Genomic DNA, 16,448 nt, shown 5'->3' with positions numbered 1-16,448 from the left:
TTCGTAAGTACTGCTCCTCGGAGCGTGGAAAACGAACCGACTGAATTGCAGGTACTGGGCACGCTGTTGGGTGTCTGAAGGTATGGCCGCAAGGTCGCCTTCAAACACCGGCCCCAGTGAACTCATCCGGTAAGGATGGGGTGATGGGTGGCTGGTCGTTGCTTGAGAACTGCACAGTGGACGCGAGCATCTGTGGCCAAGTTTTTAAGGGCGCACGGTGGATGCCTTGGCACCAGGAACCGATGAAGGACGTGGGAGGCCACGATAGGCCCCGGGGAGCTGTCAACCAAGCTTTGATCCGGGGGTGTCCGAATGGGGAAACCCGGCAGTCGTCATGGGCTGTCACCCGCTGCTGAACACATAGGCAGTGTGGAGGGAACGAGGGGAAGTGAAACATCTCAGTACCCTCAGGAAGAGAAAACAACCGTGATTCCGGGAGTAGTGGCGAGCGAAACTGGATCAGGCCAAACCGTATGCGTGTGATACCCGGCAGGGGTTGCGCATGCGGGGTTGTGGGATCTCTTTTTCACAGTCTGCCGGCTGTGAGACGAGTCAGAAACCGTTGATGTAGGCGAAGGACATGCGAAAGGTCCGGCGTAGAGGGTAAGACCCCCGTAGCTGAAACATTAACGGCTCGTTTAAGAGACACCCAAGTAGCACGGGGCCCGAGAAATCCCGTGTGAATCTGGCGGGACCACCCGTTAAGCCTAAATATTCCCTGGTGACCGATAGCGGATAGTACCGTGAGGGAATGGTGAAAAGTACCGCGGGAGCGGAGTGAAATAGTACCTGAAACCGTGTGCCTACAAGCCGTGGGAGCGTCGCTGTATGTGCTTGCACATGCAGTCGTGACTGCGTGCCTTTTGAAGAATGAGCCTGCGAGTTTGCGGTGTGTTGCGAGGTTAACCCGTGTGGGGAAGCCGTAGCGAAAGCGAGTCCGAATAGGGCGATTTAGTAGCGCGCTCAAGACCCGAAGCGGAGTGATCTAGCCATGGGCAGGTTGAAGCGGAGGTAAGACTTCGTGGAGGACCGAACCCACCAGGGTTGAAAACCTGGGGGATGACCTGTGGTTAGGGGTGAAAGGCCAATCAAACTCCGTGATAGCTGGTTCTCCCCGAAATGCATTTAGGTGCAGCGTCGTGTGTTTCTTGCCGGAGGTAGAGCACTGGATAGGCGATGGGCCCTACCGGGTTACTGACCTTAGCCAAACTCCGAATGCCGGTAAGTGAGAGCACGGCAGTGAGACTGTGGGGGATAAGCTCCATGGTCGAGAGGGAAACAGCCCAGAGCATCGACTAAGGCCCCTAAGCGTACGCTAAGTGGGAAAGGATGTGGAGTCGCAGAGACAACCAGGAGGTTGGCTTAGAAGCAGCCACCCTTGAAAGAGTGCGTAATAGCTCACTGGTCAAGTGATTCCGCGCCGACAATGTAGCGGGGCTCAAGCGTACCGCCGAAGTCGTGTCATTCCAGCACATACCCCCAACGGGGGCTGGGATGGGTAGGGGAGCGTCGTGTGCCGGGTGAAGCAGCCGCGGAAGCGAGTTGTGGACGGTTCACGAGTGAGAATGCAGGCATGAGTAGCGATACACACGTGAGAAACGTGTGCGCCGATTGACTAAGGGTTCCTGGGTCAAGCTGATCTGCCCAGGGTAAGTCGGGACCTAAGGCGAGGCCGACAGGCGTAGTCGATGGACAACCGGTTGATATTCCGGTACCCGCTTTGAAACGCCCAGTACTGAATCAGGCGATGCTAAGTCCGTGAAGCCGGCCCGATCTCTTCGGAGTTGAGGGTAGTGGTGGAGCCGACGAACCAGACTTGTATTAGGTAAGCGATGGGGTGACGCAGGAAGGTAGTCCAGCCCGGGCGGTGGTAGTCCCGGGGTAAGGGTGTAGGCCGTGTGGTAGGTAAATCCGTCACACATTAAGGCTGAGACCTGATGCCGAGCCGATTGTGGTGAAGTGGATGATCCTATGCTGTCGAGAAAAGCCTCTAGCGAGTTTCATGGCGGCCCGTACCCTAAACCGACTCAGGTGGTCAGGTAGAGAATACCGAGGCGTTCGGGTGAACTATGGTTAAGGAACTCGGCAAAATGCCCCCGTAACTTCGGGAGAAGGGGGGCCATCACTGGTGATCCGATTTACTCGGTGAGCTGGGGGTGGCCGCAGAGACCAGCGAGAAGCGACTGTTTACTAAAAACACAGGTCCGTGCGAAGCCGTAAGGCGATGTATACGGACTGACGCCTGCCCGGTGCTGGAACGTTAAGGGGACCGGTTAGCTGACTTTCGGGTCGGCGAAGCTGAGAACTTAAGCGCCAGTAAACGGCGGTGGTAACTATAACCATCCTAAGGTAGCGAAATTCCTTGTCGGGTAAGTTCCGACCTGCACGAATGGCGTAACGACTTCTCGACTGTCTCAACCATAGGCCCGGTGAAATTGCACTACGAGTAAAGATGCTCGTTTCGCGCAGCAGGACGGAAAGACCCCGGGACCTTTACTATAGTTTGATATTGGTGTTCGGTTCGGCTTGTGTAGGATAGGTGGGAGACTTTGAAGCGGCCACGCCAGTGGTTGTGGAGTCGTCGTTGAAATACCACTCTGGTCGTGCTGGATGTCTAACCTGGGTCCGTGATCCGGATCAGGGACAGTGTCTGATGGGTAGTTTAACTGGGGCGGTTGCCTCCTAAAGAGTAACGGAGGCGCCCAAAGGTTCCCTCAGCCTGGTTGGCAATCAGGTGTTGAGTGTAAGTGCACAAGGGAGCTTGACTGTGAGACCGACGGGTCGAGCAGGGACGAAAGTCGGGACTAGTGATCCGGCAGTGGCTTGTGGAAGCGCTGTCGCTCAACGGATAAAAGGTACCCCGGGGATAACAGGCTGATCTTCCCCAAGAGTCCATATCGACGGGATGGTTTGGCACCTCGATGTCGGCTCGTCGCATCCTGGGGCTGGAGTCGGTCCCAAGGGTTGGGCTGTTCGCCCATTAAAGCGGTACGCGAGCTGGGTTTAGAACGTCGTGAGACAGTTCGGTCCCTATCCGCTGTGCGCGTAGGAATATTGAGAAGGGCTGTCCCTAGTACGAGAGGACCGGGACGGACGAACCTCTGGTGTGCCAGTTGTCCTGCCAAGGGCATGGCTGGTTGGCTACGTTCGGAAAGGATAACCGCTGAAAGCATCTAAGCGGGAAGCCTGCTTCGAGATGAGTATTCCCACCAACTTGATTGGTTAAGGCTCCCAGTAGACGACTGGGTTGATAGGCCAGATGTGGAAGCCCGGTAACGGGTGGAGCTGACTGGTACTAATAGGCCGAGGGCTTGTCCTCAGTTGCTCGCGTCCACTGTGTTGTTCCCGGGTTGCGAACAGTTATCGCACCGGTTGAACAGCTTCACTACTTAATTGAAAAGTGTGCTTGTTCGCTAGAACCCGATAGGGTTTCGGTGGTCATTGCGTTAGGGAAACGCCCGGTTACATTCCGAACCCGGAAGCTAAGCCTTTCAGCGCCGATGGTACTGCAGGGGGGACCCTGTGGGAGAGTAGGACGCCGCCGAACAATCTTTGAAGGACCCTTGGTCCCAGCGTTCAACGCTGGGACCAAGGGTCCTTTTTGTTTTGTCGAAGCGCGTCGGGTGTCCGGCTGCGCAAGAATGTCTGTAGTACCCGATGACAGGAGCACCACCGATGTCCACCAACTCTCCCGACGATCGTTCGGAGCGCGAGCCGCGTCGCCGCGACGGCGGTGACCGGGGCGGCTTCAGCGGTGGTCGTGACGACCGGTCAGGCGGCCAGCGTCGGGACAACGACCGCGGGGCGGACCGGCGTGACGACCGCCGGCCCACCAACAGCGGCGGCGGCTTCCGCCGCGACGACAGCCGGCCCAGCAGCGGTGGCGGCAACTTCCGTCGCGACGACAACCGCGGTGACCGGGATCGTGCGCCTCGGCGTGACGACAGCCGTGGTGGTTCGTCCGGTGGTGGCTTCCGCCGGGACGACAGCCGTGGCGGTTCCGCTGGTGGCGGGTTCCGTCGCGATGACAGCCGTGGTGGTTCCTCTGGTGGTGGGTTCCGCCGTGATGATCGGGCTCCGCGTCGGGATGATGACCGTGGTGGGCGTTCGGGCGGTGGGTTCGAGCGTCGTGACGACCGCCCCCGTGGCGGCAGCAGCACCGGCGGTGGCTTCCGTCGGGACGACAATCGTGGCGGTTCCAGCGGTGGTGGCCCCCGGCGCGACGACAGCCGTGGTGGCTCCTCCGGTGGTGGGTTCCGTCGGGACGACAGCCGGCCCAGCAGTGGTGGCGGCAACTTCCGCCGCGACGACAATCGTGGTGGTTCCACTGGTGGTGGGTTCCGTCGCGATGACAGCCGTGGTGGTTCGTCCGGTGGTGGGTTCCGTCGTGATGATCGGGCTCCGCGTCGGGATGATGACCGTGGTGGGCGTTCGGGCGGTGGGTTCGAGCGTCGTGACGACCGCCCCCGTGGGCCGCGTCGCGACGACGACAACCGTGGCGGTTCCACTGGTGGTGGGTTCCGTCGGGACGACAGCCGTGGTGGTTCGTCCGGTGGTGGGTTCCGTCGTGATGATCGGGCTCCGCGTCGGGATGATGACCGTGGTGGGCGTTCGGGCGGTGGGTTCGAGCGTCGTGACGACCGCCCCCGTGGGCCGCGTCGCGACGACGACAACCGTGGCGGTTCCACCGGCGGCAGCTTCCGTCGGGACGACAGTCGTGGTGGTTCCAGCGGTGGTGGGTTCCGTCGGGACGACAGTCGTGGTGGCTCCTCCGGTGGTGGGTTCCGTCGGGACGACAGTCGTGGTGGCTCCTCCGGTGGTGGGTTCCGTCGGGACGACAGCCGTGGTGGCTCTTCCGGTGGTGGGTTCCGTCGGGACGACAGCCGGCCCAGCAGTGGTGGCGGCAACTTCCGCCGCGACGACAACCGTGGTGACCGGGATCGTGCGCCTCGGCGTGACGACAGCCGGGGAGGCGCTTCCGGCGGTTTCCGTGGTCGGCGCGATGAGGGCGACCGGGGTGGCTACCGCGGCCGCGACGACCGTGGTGGGTACGAGCGGCGGGACGAGCGTGAGCGCGAGCCGATCAAGCGGCTTCCCATCCCCGACGAGGTCACCGGCCACGAGATCGACAAGGATGTCCGGCAGGAGCTGATGAGCCTGCCCAAGACCCTGGCCGAGGATGTCGCCCGGAACCTGGTCATGGTGGCCCGGCTGCTCGACGAGGACCCCGAGCAGGCGTACGCGTACTCGCGCATCGCCCTGCGACTGGCCTCGCGGGTCGCCGCCGTTCGTGAGGCGGCGGGCTTCGCCGCCTACGCGACGCAGAAGTACGCCGAGGCGCTCGCGGAGTTCCGGGCGTCCCGTCGGATGACCGGATCCGTGGAGCTGTGGCCGGTCATGGCCGACTGCGAGCGCGGACTCGGGCGGCCGGAGCGGGCGATGGCCATGGCCGGTGAGCCCGAGGTGCAGAAGCTGGACAAGGCCGGACAGGTCGAGATGCGGCTGGTCGCTGCCGGGGCCCGTCGCGACATGGGGCAGATCGATGCCGCCATCGTGACCCTGCAGAGCTCCGAGCTGGCCTCCAGCGCCGTCCACCCGTGGACGCCGCGACTGCGCTACGCGTACGCGGACGCGCTGCTGGCCGCCGGTCGCGAGGACGAGGCGCGCGAGTGGTTCGGGAAAGCCCTGGAGGCCGACAAGGACGGCTCGACCGACGCGTCGGACCGCCTTGCCGAGCTGGACGGTGTCGAGTTCGTCGATGCCCTCGGCGACGATGACGAGGACGCCGCCACTCCGTCCGCAGCCGCACCCGCCGTCTCGGGCGACCTCGATGAAGAGGATGACGAAGACGACGAGGACGACGAGGATGACGAGGACGGTCCGGTCAAGGCGTAACGCTTGAGAAGAGGGCGGCACCCCATGCGGGGTGCCGCCCTCTTCTGCGTGCCGGGGCCGGGGCCGGGGTCAGCCGAGGGGGAGGCTGCGCAGGACCAGCCCCGTGGCCGGCTTGGGGCCGAAGGAGGTCGACTTGCGGGGCATGGTGACGCCCTGGCGGGCCAGGTCCCGGACGACTTCCTCGCGTACCGGATGCATCAGCACCGCTGTGGCGTTGTGGCGTTCGGCCTGTTCGACGGCGGCTGCGGTGTCGTGGATGTACGCGATGTGCGCCGGGTCGTCCGGGATCCGCCAGACATGGTCGAGCAGCGCCGAATGCAGGACTGTCGCGTCGAGGGTGCGCCAGGCATCCGGCCGGTCGGCCGGGACGGTGCGGGCCAGCAGGGCATCGTCGGGGCGGTCGACCAGGTGGAATCCGCCGTCGCCCGCGAGCAGGAAGGCATTGCCCTCGGCCGCCGCCCCGGCCAGGGCGTCCAGGGCCCGGGGGAGCGGACCTTCGACCTGGCGGACGCGGAAGAGGCCGGCCAGCGCGGCGAGCGCGTCGGTGACGGGCAGTCCGTGCAGCAGCCGGTGGATGGACCGTACCCGGAGCGGGTACCTGGCCGTGTCGACCAGGAGGACCAGGCCGAAGTCCCACGGGCCGGGCTCTGTGTGTTCCCGCTGGAGTCTGAGATAGGTGGCCCAGCGGTGGTGGCCGTCGGCGATCAGGGCCTGGCGATGGGCCAGATCCGCCTCCACCACCGACCGTTCTGCCGCGTCGGTGAGTGCCCAGAGCCGGTGGCTGAAGCCGTCCTCCGTGGTGGTGGCGAGCAGCGGCGGGCGGTGGATCGTCCGCTCGATGACGCCGGCCGCCCCGGTGGCGTGGCCATCGCTGCGGTAGGTCAGGAGCAGGGGTTCGAGATGGGCCTCCGCGGTCCGCATCAGGTCGGCGCGGTCCTCGACGACATCGGCCATCACGTCCTCGTGCGGGAGCACGATGCCGTCGGCAGGGTCGGAGAGGGCCAGCGCGCCGATGACGCCGCGCTGGAGCATGTCGCCGTTGCGCTGCTCGTACACGTAGAGCGCGGGCTCGGCGTCGGGGGCGAGGATTCCCTCGGCCAGCCAGCGGTTCAGGGTCGCGGCGGCCTGTTCGTGGCGGGCGGCAGCGGTGTCGGCCTGCGGGAGGATCAGGCGCACGATGTTGTGCGGGTCCGCCGATTCCAGATGGAGCAGTCCGTCGGGCCGTACGACGACGTCGTACGGGGGCGAGGTCACCGCGGAGAGACTGCCGACCAGCTCGGGGACGTAGCGCAGTCCACGGAACGGAATCAGCCGCAGTCCCTGGTCCGCAGGGCCTCGTGAGTTCATCTTTCCTCCTGTTTGGATGCCCCGTGCGTTGGCTCGGAGCGGAAACACAGCTCCTGCGGAGCAGGGCAACGAGCTGGGATTCGCCGCCAGGGCGGTTCACAGTGATGTGACCCGCAGGTTTGATCGTAAATCGCGGGCTCGCCGGTTTGTGAGCGTGGCCACGAAGCAGGTGAAGCGGGCCTTCAAGTACCGCTTCTACCCGACTGATTCGCAGGCGGCGGAGCTGTCGCGCACGTTCGGGTGCGTTCGCAAGGTCTACGACCTGGCGCTCGCCGCACGGTCCGAGGAACTGGCCTTCCTGTCCGAGGTGTCGTCGGTGCCGTTGCAGCAGACGCGGCGGCATCTGTAGAGCGCGTTCGCGAGCTTCTGGCAGAAGCGGGCCGTTCGTGAAAACCAAACGATCGTGATTGAGGACCTGACCGTACGCAACATGGTCTGGAACCAATTCTGCATCGTATGTGCGGTTCGTGGATGCGCGATGATCGGGGGAGACCCAGGCATTGAGGAGCGCAGGATATGAGTCAGGCGAGCAGGACCAGGCCGAGCGGGACCGGCACCGCGTTGAGTGAGGCGTACGACACGGCTCTGCTCGATCTCGACGGGGTGGTGTACGCGGGCGGGCAGGCGATCGACCACGCGGTCGAGGCGCTCGGCACGGCGCGGGACGGCGGGATGCACCTGGCGTACGTCACCAACAACGCGCTGCGGACACCGGACGCGGTGGCGGAGCATCTGACCGAGCTGGGAGTGCCGGCCGAACCCGCCGACGTGATCACTTCGGCGCAGGCCGTGGCCCGGCTGATCGCCGATCAGCTGCCTGCCGGGGCCCGGGTGCTGGTGATCGGGGGCGAGGGGCTGCGGGTGGCGCTGCGGGAACGCGGGCTGCGGCCGGTGGAGTCGGCGGATGACGAGCCGGTGGCGGTCGCGCAGGGGTACGGCGGGCCCGATATGACGTGGGGCCGGTTCGCCGAGGCCGCCCATGCGGTCAATCGCGGTTTGCCGTGGTTCGCGTCCAACACGGATCTGACCATTCCGAGCGCCCGGGGCATCGCGCCCGGCAACGGGGCGGCCGTGGAGGTCGTACGGATCGCGACCGGTGCCGAGCCGCAGGTGGCCGGGAAGCCGCTGCCGCCGATGCACCGGGAGACGGTGCTGCGGACCGGTGCCGAACGGCCGTTGGTGGTCGGGGACCGCCTGGACACGGACATCGAGGGGGCGTTCAACGGCGGTGTCGACTCGCTGCTGGTGCTGACCGGGGTGGCGGACGCGGCGCAGCTGCTGGCCGCGAAGCCGGAGCACCGGCCGACCTACGTGGCCGCCGATCTGCGGGGGCTGCTGACCGGACAGCCCGAGGTGACGCCGGTGGGCGAGGGCTTCGGCTGCGGCGGCTGGACGGCGTCCGTCCGGGACGAGCAGCTCGTGCTGGAGGGTGACGGGGAGGCGCTCGACGGTCTGCGGGCGCTGTGCGGGGCGGCGTGGTCGCACGCCGGAGCGGGTTCGTGCGGGCTGGACGCGGGGAAGGCCGTGGCCAGGCTCGGGCTGTAGCGGCGGCGGTTCGGCCGGTGGCCCCGCACCCAGCGGACGGGCCGGCTGCCGGCGCCGCCCGTGACCGGGCGGACCGGCGTTCCCGGGCCCGCGGCCACGTCAGCATCGGCGTCAGCCTCCGCGTCCGCCTCCGCGTCAGCCGAGGACGGCGAGGTCGAGGCGGCGCAGGCGTGCCGGGTCCGCGATCACGTCGTACTCGGTGATCAGGTCGTCCTCGATGGTGAAGGTGAGCGCGAACAGCAGGCGGCCGCGCGGGGCCACGACGACCCCCACCCTGCCGTTGACCAGGGCAGGCTCGGCCAGTCGTGACCGGTGGGCCAGGGCCGCCGTGCCCTCCGCGACGGCTCGCGCGCCGCGGGCCTCGGCCGCGCCGCCCGGCGGCACCGCGACGGGGTCGGCGCGCCGCACCACATCGGGGGCCAGTACCGCGAGGACCGCGGTGAGGTCACCGGCCCGCGCGGCGGCCAGGAACGCCGAGACGACCTGATGCTGCCGGGCGAGTTCGGCCGCCGGGACCACGGGAGTGCCCCGCACCTTGTGACGCGCACGGCTGGCGATCTTCTTCGTGGCGCCCGGTGTGCGCTCCACGACGGTCGCGATCTCGCTGAACGGTACGGCGAACATGTCGTGCAGCACGAACGCGATCCGCTCGACGGGGTCCAGCGTGTCCAGCACCACGAGCAGCGCCCGGCTCACCGAGTCGGCCAGCAGCGCCTCGTCCTCCGGCGGACTGCCCTGGGCGGACCCGGCGACCTGGTCGAGAACCTCCTGCTCGGCCAGGTCCTCCCTGCGCGACCTTCGGGTACGCAGCATGTCGAGGCAGATGCGGGTCACCACCGTCCGCAGCCAGCCGGTCAGGTTGTCCAGTTCGCCGGCGTCGACCCGGCACAGGCGCAGCCAGGTCTCCTGGACCGCGTCCTCCGCCTCGTCCAGCGAACCGAGCATGCGGTGGGCCACCGCGCGCAGCAGAGCGCGCTGCGCCTCGAAGCGTTCCGCCAGTGCCTCGCGCTCGTCCACCGGTCACCTTTCGCCGTGCTGTTCCGTCACCCCTCCTGACGAACGCAACGTAACCGAAGTGACAGGAGAGCAGTCGATGACGTCCTTGCTGCATCTGGATTCCAGCGCCAACCGCTCGGAGGAGTCGGTCAGCAGGCAGCTGACCGCACTGTTTGCCCATACCTGGCGGACCGTGCACGGCCCGGCCGGATACCGGTACCGGGACCTGGCCGCAGACCCGGTGCCCCCGCTGGACACCGCTTACTGCACGCTCGGCCGGAGGGCGGAGCGGACCGGCCTCGTCCCGCCGGACGGCGTGGACGCGCTGATCGGGAGCGAGGCCGAGCGGCGGGAGTGGTCGCTGACCCGCCCGCTGATCACTGAACTGCTGGCGGCCGACACCGTGCTGGTCGGCGCCCCGATGTACAACTACGCGGTCTCCGCCTCGCTGAAGGCATGGATCGACCGGGTCGGATTCCCCGGCGCGCTCACAGAGCCGGACACGGGTGAGGGCCTCCTCCGGGGGAAGCGCGTCGTGGTGATCAGCGCGCGGGGCGGTGCCTATGGCCCCGGAACCCCTCGGGAGGGCTGGGACTTCCAGACGCCCTACCTGCGGGCGTACTTCGGTGAGAAGGGGGTGGCGCCGGAGGACCTGTGTTTCGTCAGCGCCGAGCTGACCATGGCAGGGCTGGTGCCCGGACTGGCCCCTTTCCGTTCGGCGGCGGCGAGCTCGCTGGCCGAGGCGCGGGCGGAGGTGATCGCGGCGGCGTCCCGGCCGGGGCGCGAGTCCGAACAGGAGCAGGCGTCCGGGCCCGGCCAGGCGTCCGGGCCCGGCCAGGCGTCCCGGCCGGGGTCGGCGGGAGCCCGGATCGAGGTCACAGGAGGGTAGGCTAACCTAACCGGCGTGTTCGTTGAGAGTCCCCCGGAACCGAGTGCAGGCCCGACAGCCGCACCGGCCCATCCCGCGCCCCCCAGGCGCCATGCGGTTCGCGCTGCAGGGCTCCTGGTGGCGTTGGCGCTCCTGGTGCTGGTGTGCCTGGCGAGTATCGGGATCGGCGCCAAGGCGCTGCCCCTCGCCGACGTCTGGCACGGCCTGTTCCACTACGCCGGGAGCAGCGACGACGTCCTGGTACGGAAGGTGCGGATTCCCCGGACCGTGCTCGGGTTGATCGTCGGCAGCGCGCTCGGCCTCGCCGGGGCGGTGATGCAGGCCCTCACCCGTAACCCGCTGGCCGAGCCCGGACTGCTGGGTGTCAACGCGGGGGCGTCCGCGGCGGTCGTCTCCGCGATCAGCTTCTTCGGTGTCACCTCGCTGACCGGGTACGTCTGGTTCGCCTTCGCCGGCGCCGCGATCGTCTCGGTGGCCGTGTACCTGCTCGGGGGCAGCCGGTCCGCCACCCCGGTACGGCTCGCGCTCGCCGGTACGGCGGTCACCGCGGCCCTGTACGGGTACGTCAACGCCGTACAGCTGCTGGACTCGGCGGCGCTGGACCGGCTGCGGTTCTGGACCGTCGGGTCGCTGGCCTCCGCGAATACGGAGACCGTCGGCAAGGTGTGGCCGTTCATCGCGATCGGCGTCCTGCTGACCCTGCTCATCGCCCGTCCGCTCAACGCCCTGGAGATGGGCGACGACACCGCGCGGGCGCTCGGCGCCCATCTGACCAGGACCCGGGTGCTGGCCATGCTCGCCGTCACCCTGCTGTGCGGGGCGGCGACCGCCGCGTGCGGGCCGATCGTCTTCATCGGGCTGATGATCCCGCACCTGGTGCGCACGATCACCGGGCCCGACATGCGGTGGATCCTGCCGTACGCGGCCGTGCTCTCCCCGGTGCTGCTGCTCGGCGCGGACGTGGTGGGCCGGATCGTCGCCCGGCCGTCCGAACTCCAGGTCGGCATCGTCACCGCGCTGATCGGCGGGCCGGTCTTCATCCATCTCGTACGACGCAAGAGGATGTCCCAGCTGTGAAGGCCACGAAGGAGACGACGGAAGCGACGGGAGCGGCGGGAGCGGCACGGCAGGCGGGGACGGCGGGGACGGCCCGCTCTGTGAAGGCCGTGCGGACGGCCGGCGGGTACTCGTTCCGGATGAACGTCCGGGCCTCCCTGGTGGTGGTACTGCTCGCCGCCGTGGTGGCGGCGGCCGGGGTCGTCCTCATCGGCAGCGGAGACTTCTCCATGACCCCGGGCGAGGTCGTCACGACGCTGTTCGGGCACGGCACGTTCCAGCAGGAGTTCATCGTCACGGACCTGCGGCTGCCGAGGGTGCTGGTGGGGCTCCTGGTGGGCGCGGCGCTGGGGGCCGGCGGCGCCGTCTTCCAGACCATCTCGCGCAACCCCCTCGGCAGCCCCGACGTGCTGGGCTTCGGCCAGGGCGCGACGGTCGGCGCGCTGACCGTGATCGTGGTGTTCCAGGGCGGGGCGACGGCGGTCGCGGGTGGTGCGGTGGCCGGCGGTCTGCTGACCGGGGTCGCCGTCTATCTGCTGGCGTGGAAGCGCGGGGTGCACGGCTTCCGGCTCGTGCTGGTCGGGATCGGCGCCGCCGCCATGCTGACCGCCGTGACCCAGTACCTGATCACCAAGGCCGACCTGGTGGACGCCACCCGGGCCGTCGTCTGGATGACCGGCTCGCTCGACGGGCGGGACTGGGCCCAGGTCTGGCCCCTGCTGGCGGTCTGCGCGGTGCTGCTGCCGTTGGTCTTCGGGCACGGCCGGGCCCTGCGGGTGATGGAGATGGGCGACGACGCCGCGTACGCCCTCGGGGTACGGGTCGAGCGCACCCGGCTCGTCCTGTTGGGCGTCGCCGTGCTGCTCGTCGCCGTCGCCACGGCCGCCGCCGGGCCGATCGCGTTCGTCTCGCTCAGCGCCCCGCAGGTGGCCCGCCGGCTGACCCGCTCGACCGGCCCCAACCTGGTGGCCGCGACCTTCATGGGCGCCGCCCTGCTGCTCGTCGCGGACTGGGTCGCGCTCGACGCCTTCGGTGACCGGCAGCTGCCCGTGGGCGTGGTGACCGGCGTGCTCGGCGGCTGCTACCTGCTGTGGCTCCTGGTGTCCGAGCGCAAGGCGGGCCGCATATGACATCCGGCACCGGGCACCCGAAGCCCTCACCCGCCCCGCCTTCCCCCGCTCCGCCTTCCTCCAGCGCCCCGACCGACCCACGGAGTACGACCATGCAGCGCCTCACCGCGGACTCGGTGACCCTCGGCTACGACCAGCGGGTCATCGCGGAGAACCTCTCGGTCGAGATACCCGACCACTCGTTCACCGTGATCGTCGGCCCGAACGCCTGCGGCAAGTCGACATTGCTGCGTGCGCTGTCCCGGATGCTCAGGCCGAGCAGGGGCCAGGTGCTGCTGGACGGGCAGGCCATTCACCGGATGCCCGCGAAGAAGGTCGCCAGGACACTGGGGCTGCTGCCCCAGTCCTCGATCGCCCCGGACGGCATCACCGTGGCGGATCTGGTGGCCAGAGGGCGCTACCCGCACCAGGGGCTGCTGCGGCAGTGGTCGCCGGAGGACGAACGCATTGTCGAGGAATCGATGGCGTCGACCGGCGTCGGTGAACTCGGTGATCGCTATGTCGATGAATTGTCCGGCGGTCAGCGTCAGCGGGTCTGGATCGCGATGGCGCTCGCGCAGCAGACGCCGCTGCTGCTGCTGGACGAGCCGACGACGTACCTCGACATCCAGCACCAGATCGATGTGCTCGACCTGTGCGCGGAACTGCACGAGACGCGGGGGCGCACGCTGGTCGCCGTCCTGCACGACCTGAACCACGCCGCACGGTACGCCACGCACCTCATCGCGATGCGGGAGGGCGAGATCGTCGCGGAGGGCGCGCCCGGGGAGATCGTCACCGCGGAGCTGGTGGAGCGGGTGTTCGGGCTGCGGTGCCAGGTGATCTCCGATCCGGAGACGGGGACCCCGCTGGTGGTGCCGGCCGCGCGGGTGCGGGGGGCGCGGGGCGCGCCGGTTTAGGGGGTGCGGTGCGGTGGGTGCGGTGCGGTGGGTGGGGCGCGGTGGGTGGGGCGCGTGACCTTCGGCCACGCCTTGTCCTCAATCGCCGGACGGGCTTGGTTTGGCCGGGCGGCATTGATTGGCCGGGCAGGGCTTGGTCTGGGCTGGTTACAGCAGGGATCTGAGTTTCAGGAGGTCGCGGAAGCCGGCTTCCAGGCGTACCCGGCCGGAGCCCCAGGCCTTCGCGAAGTTCAGCTCGCCGTTGACCAGGGCCACCAGATCGTCCCCGGTCATCGCGAGACGTATCTCCGCCTTTTCCGCAGGCGGCCCCTCGACGGTGTCCAGGACCTGGATCCGGCCGCCGGCCAGCCGGCCGGTGAACGTGACGTCGAGGTCCTTGATGTGGCAGCTCAGCGAACGGTCCAGGGACGCCGCGCTGCGCACGTCGCCGTCGGCCCCCGCGAGGTTGTCCGAAAGTCTGTCGAGTGCGCTGCGGCACTCCGCCATGGTCGCCATCGTGATCGACGGTACCGCAGCGCCTCGGGGTAGCGTTTCCCGCATGAGCGACTCGACGCCGGGGCCGGGGACGGCCGCCGGAACCGCGCCCGGGGAGATCCCGCAGGACGCACCGCAGGAGCCGCCCCGGGCGGACCGGCCCGACCCGGCGGCCCCCGCGCCCCTCGGCGTCGTCCGCACCCCCACCGGCAACGCGGGGGTGGACGCGCGACTGGAACGGCTGGCCGACGCCGACCGCCTCCCGGCGAGCGGCCACATCGAGGTGTACGAGGATGTACACCGTGGCCTGCGCGACGCGCTGACCGCACTGGACGCGGGGCCCGCGCCCGTCCCGGGGCCCGCGGACGACAAGCCGTACAACAACTCGTAGAACGACTCGTACAACAACAGGAGCTGAACCGAACGTGGCAGGAGTGGCCCGTCGCCGCCTCGACGCCGAGCTGGTACGCCGAAAGCTCGCCCGTTCACGCGAGCATGCCAGCCAGCTGATCGCCGCAGGACGGGTGACCGTCGGCGGCAACACCGCCGCCAAACCGGCCACCCAGGTCGAGACGAGCGCCGCAGTCGTCGTCACCAAGGACGACAGCGACCCCGAGTACGTGTCGCGGGGCGGCCACAAGCTGGCCGGCGCCCTCGCCGCCTTCACGCCCCTGGGGCTGACGGTGGAGGGGCGCCGGGCGCTGGACGCCGGGGCGTCCACCGGCGGGTTCACCGATGTCCTGCTGCGGGCCGGAGCGGCACACGTCGTCGCCGTGGACGTCGGCTACGGGCAGCTCGCCTGGTCGCTCCAGTCCGACGAGCGCGTCACCGTCAAGGACCGCACTAACGTACGGGAGCTGACGCTGGAGGCGATCGACGGCGCGGCCGTCGACCTGGTGGTGGGCGATCTGTCGTTCATCCCGCTGGGACTCGTCATGCCCGCCCTGGCGCGCTGCGCCGCCCCGGACGCGGATCTGGTCCTCATGGTCAAACCGCAGTTCGAGGTGGGAAAGGAGCGGCTCGGCAGCGGCGGGGTGGTGCGCAGCCCCGAGCTGCGGGCCGAAGCCGTACGTGAGGTGGCGCGCCGGGCCCGGGCGCTCGGACTGGGGGTCCGGGGTGTGACGGCGAGCCCGCTGCCCGGACCGTCTGGGAATGTCGAGTACTTTCTGTGGCTGCGGGCCGGTGCACCTGAGCTGGATCCCGCGGATGTCGACCGTGCAGTGGCGGAGGGGCCTCGTTGACGACGAATACGGCACGAACAGTCTTTCTTCTGGCGCACACCGGCCGGCCGGCCGCGATCCGCAGCGCCGAGCTGGTGGTCCAGGGCCTGCTGCGCAGCGGTCTGGGCGTACGGGTGCTGGCGACGGAGGCGGCCGACCTGCCGCTGCCGCCGTCCGTCGAGACGGTCACCGACGCCACCCCGGAGCCGGTGAACGGCTGCGAGCTGCTCATCGTGCTCGGCGGGGACGGGACGCTGCTGCGCGGCGCGGAGCTCTCGCGCGCCTCCGGGGTGCCGATGCTCGGCGTCAACCTGGGCAGGGTCGGCTTCCTCGCGGAGGCGGAGCGCGACGACCTGGACAACGTCGTCGACCGGGTCGTCACCCGGGCGTACACCGTTGAGGAACGCATGACGATCGACGTCGTCGTGCACAGCAACGGCACCGTCGTCCACACCGACTGGGCGCTCAACGAGGCGGCCGTGCAGAAGGTGTCGCCCGAGCGGATGCTGGAGGTCGTACTGGAGATCGACGGCCGTCCGGTGACCGGGTTCGGCTGCGACGGCATCGTCTGCGCGACGCCCACCGGCTCGACCGCGTACGCCTTCTCGGCCGGGGGGCCCGTCGTGTGGCCCGAGGTGGAGGCCCTGCTGATGGTCCCGATCGGCGCCCACGCGCTGTTCGCCAAGCCGCTGGTGACCTCGCCCACGTCGGTGCTGGCCGTGGAGGTCCAGCCGCACACCCCGCAGGGGGTGCTGTGGTGCGACGGGCGCAGGACGGTCGAGCTGCCCCCCGGCGCCCGGGTCGAGGTGCGGCGCGGCACGGTTCCCGTCCGGCTGGCCCGGCTGCACCAGGCCTCCTTCACGGACCGGCTGGTGGCCAAGTTCGCGCTGCCGGTGTCGGGGTGGCGGGGCGCGCCGCACTGACGCCGGACCGGGCACCCGGGGAGTCCGCCGTACCCACCCGATCCGGTGCCCCGGCAGCGGCCCGTGTGCGCGGC

At 68.6% G+C, this 16,448-nt stretch carries 13 protein-coding genes, 2 rRNA genes and 1 pseudogene; 13 read left to right on the top strand and 3 right to left on the bottom strand.

The features are described 5' to 3' along the window. Nucleotides 1–194: 194 nt before the first annotated feature. The 4 genes from OG892_RS07695 (at nucleotide 195) to OG892_RS07680 (ending at nucleotide 5,895) form a co-directional block, all read left to right on the top strand. Nucleotides 195–3,319: ribosomal RNA gene (locus OG892_RS07695) — 23S ribosomal RNA — on the top strand. A gap of 111 nt (nucleotides 3,320–3,430) precedes the next feature. Beyond that, nucleotides 3,431–3,547, top strand: a 5S ribosomal RNA gene (rrf, locus tag OG892_RS07690). A 366-nt stretch (nucleotides 3,548–3,913) separates the two neighbouring features. Next, nucleotides 3,914–5,152 (top strand): hypothetical protein, encoded by a 1,239-nt coding sequence (locus OG892_RS07685; protein ID WP_371628755.1) that lies wholly within the window; start codon nucleotides 3,914–3,916, stop codon nucleotides 5,150–5,152. Next, nucleotides 5,152–5,895, top strand: a complete 744-nt coding sequence (locus OG892_RS07680; protein WP_371628754.1) for a tetratricopeptide repeat protein — start codon at nucleotides 5,152–5,154, stop codon at nucleotides 5,893–5,895. Before OG892_RS07685 ends, OG892_RS07680 begins: the two co-directional genes overlap by 1 nt. A 69-nt stretch (nucleotides 5,896–5,964) precedes the next feature. Here OG892_RS07680 and OG892_RS07675 read toward each other — a convergent pair whose 3' ends face one another. Beyond that, on the bottom strand, nucleotides 5,965–7,242 hold the full coding sequence (locus OG892_RS07675) for a DUF1015 family protein (RefSeq protein WP_371628753.1): 1,278 nt from the start codon (nucleotides 7,240–7,242) through the stop codon (nucleotides 5,965–5,967). A gap of 148 nt (nucleotides 7,243–7,390) precedes the next feature. On the opposite strand from OG892_RS07675, the pseudogene OG892_RS07670 reads away from it, so the two are divergent. Both OG892_RS07670 and OG892_RS07665 read left to right on the top strand, forming a co-directional pair. After that, nucleotides 7,391–7,588: pseudogene (locus OG892_RS07670) on the top strand (helix-turn-helix domain-containing protein); the annotation flags it as partial. 170 nt (nucleotides 7,589–7,758) lie between these two features. Next, nucleotides 7,759–8,787 (top strand): HAD-IIA family hydrolase, encoded by a 1,029-nt coding sequence (locus tag OG892_RS07665; RefSeq protein WP_073739944.1) that lies wholly within the window; start codon nucleotides 7,759–7,761, stop codon nucleotides 8,785–8,787. A gap of 135 nt (nucleotides 8,788–8,922) precedes the next feature. Here OG892_RS07665 and OG892_RS07660 read toward each other — a convergent pair whose 3' ends face one another. Next, nucleotides 8,923–9,804 (bottom strand): sigma-70 family RNA polymerase sigma factor, encoded by an 882-nt coding sequence (locus OG892_RS07660; RefSeq protein ID WP_328867556.1) that lies wholly within the window; start codon nucleotides 9,802–9,804, stop codon nucleotides 8,923–8,925. A 76-nt stretch (nucleotides 9,805–9,880) separates the two neighbouring features. Here OG892_RS07660 and OG892_RS07655 point away from each other — a divergent pair, with 76 nt between their 5' ends. From OG892_RS07655 to OG892_RS07640, 4 genes are all read left to right on the top strand, one after another. Beyond that, nucleotides 9,881–10,672, top strand: a complete 792-nt coding sequence (locus tag OG892_RS07655) for an FMN-dependent NADH-azoreductase (protein ID WP_371628752.1) — start codon at nucleotides 9,881–9,883, stop codon at nucleotides 10,670–10,672. A 117-nt stretch (nucleotides 10,673–10,789) separates the two neighbouring features. Continuing rightward, the gene (locus OG892_RS07650) at nucleotides 10,790–11,749 is read left to right on the top strand and encodes an iron ABC transporter permease (protein ID WP_073739940.1); all 960 of its coding nucleotides are present in this window, start codon (nucleotides 10,790–10,792) and stop codon (nucleotides 11,747–11,749) included. Nucleotides 11,750–11,868: 119 nt separating this feature from the next. Next, the gene (locus OG892_RS07645; protein ID WP_371631593.1) at nucleotides 11,869–12,858 is read left to right on the top strand and encodes a FecCD family ABC transporter permease; all 990 of its coding nucleotides are present in this window, start codon (nucleotides 11,869–11,871) and stop codon (nucleotides 12,856–12,858) included. A 92-nt stretch (nucleotides 12,859–12,950) separates the two neighbouring features. Next, the gene (locus OG892_RS07640; protein WP_073739938.1) at nucleotides 12,951–13,757 is read left to right on the top strand and encodes an ABC transporter ATP-binding protein; all 807 of its coding nucleotides are present in this window, start codon (nucleotides 12,951–12,953) and stop codon (nucleotides 13,755–13,757) included. A gap of 147 nt (nucleotides 13,758–13,904) precedes the next feature. Here the strand turns inward: OG892_RS07640 and OG892_RS07635 are convergent, their stop codons facing one another. Further along, on the bottom strand, nucleotides 13,905–14,252 hold the full coding sequence (locus OG892_RS07635) for an SCP2 sterol-binding domain-containing protein (RefSeq protein WP_024494660.1): 348 nt from the start codon (nucleotides 14,250–14,252) through the stop codon (nucleotides 13,905–13,907). A 43-nt stretch (nucleotides 14,253–14,295) separates the two neighbouring features. Between OG892_RS07635 and OG892_RS07630 the strand changes: the two genes are divergently transcribed. From OG892_RS07630 to OG892_RS07620, 3 genes are read left to right on the top strand one after another with little or no spacing between them, the layout of a single operon-like run. Continuing rightward, complete coding sequence (locus tag OG892_RS07630; RefSeq protein WP_371628751.1) at nucleotides 14,296–14,622, top strand: hypothetical protein; 327 nt, start codon at nucleotides 14,296–14,298, stop codon at nucleotides 14,620–14,622. A 34-nt stretch (nucleotides 14,623–14,656) separates the two neighbouring features. Further along, complete coding sequence (locus OG892_RS07625) at nucleotides 14,657–15,472, top strand: TlyA family RNA methyltransferase (protein ID WP_328867559.1); 816 nt, start codon at nucleotides 14,657–14,659, stop codon at nucleotides 15,470–15,472. Further along, nucleotides 15,469–16,374, top strand: a complete 906-nt coding sequence (locus tag OG892_RS07620) for an NAD kinase (protein WP_073739934.1) — start codon at nucleotides 15,469–15,471, stop codon at nucleotides 16,372–16,374. Before OG892_RS07625 ends, OG892_RS07620 begins: the two co-directional genes overlap by 4 nt. Nucleotides 16,375–16,448 lie beyond the last annotated feature (74 nt).

Origin of the sequence: Streptomyces sp. NBC_00341, from assembly GCF_041435055.1 — a bacterium.
Lineage (GTDB): Bacteria > Actinomycetota > Actinomycetes > Streptomycetales > Streptomycetaceae > Streptomyces.
This window is presented reverse-complemented; position numbering and strand designations above follow the sequence as displayed.

Bases quoted from the DNA above. Each gene is read 5' to 3' on its own strand.
- OG892_RS07680 (WP_371628754.1), top strand. From the start codon at position 5,152: ATGAGCCTGCCCAAGACCCTGGCCGAGGATGTCGCCCGGAACCTGGTC.
- OG892_RS07675 (WP_371628753.1), bottom strand. From the start codon at position 7,242: ATGAACTCACGAGGCCCTGCGGACCAGGGACTGCGGCTGATTCCGTTC.
- OG892_RS07665 (WP_073739944.1), top strand. From the start codon at position 7,759: ATGAGTCAGGCGAGCAGGACCAGGCCGAGCGGGACCGGCACCGCGTTG.
- OG892_RS07655 (WP_371628752.1), top strand. From the start codon at position 9,881: ATGACGTCCTTGCTGCATCTGGATTCCAGCGCCAACCGCTCGGAGGAG.
- OG892_RS07645 (WP_371631593.1), top strand. From the start codon at position 11,869: ATGAACGTCCGGGCCTCCCTGGTGGTGGTACTGCTCGCCGCCGTGGTG.
- OG892_RS07640 (WP_073739938.1), top strand. From the start codon at position 12,951: ATGCAGCGCCTCACCGCGGACTCGGTGACCCTCGGCTACGACCAGCGG.
- OG892_RS07635 (WP_024494660.1), bottom strand. From the start codon at position 14,252: ATGGCGACCATGGCGGAGTGCCGCAGCGCACTCGACAGACTTTCGGAC.
- OG892_RS07630 (WP_371628751.1), top strand. From the start codon at position 14,296: ATGAGCGACTCGACGCCGGGGCCGGGGACGGCCGCCGGAACCGCGCCC.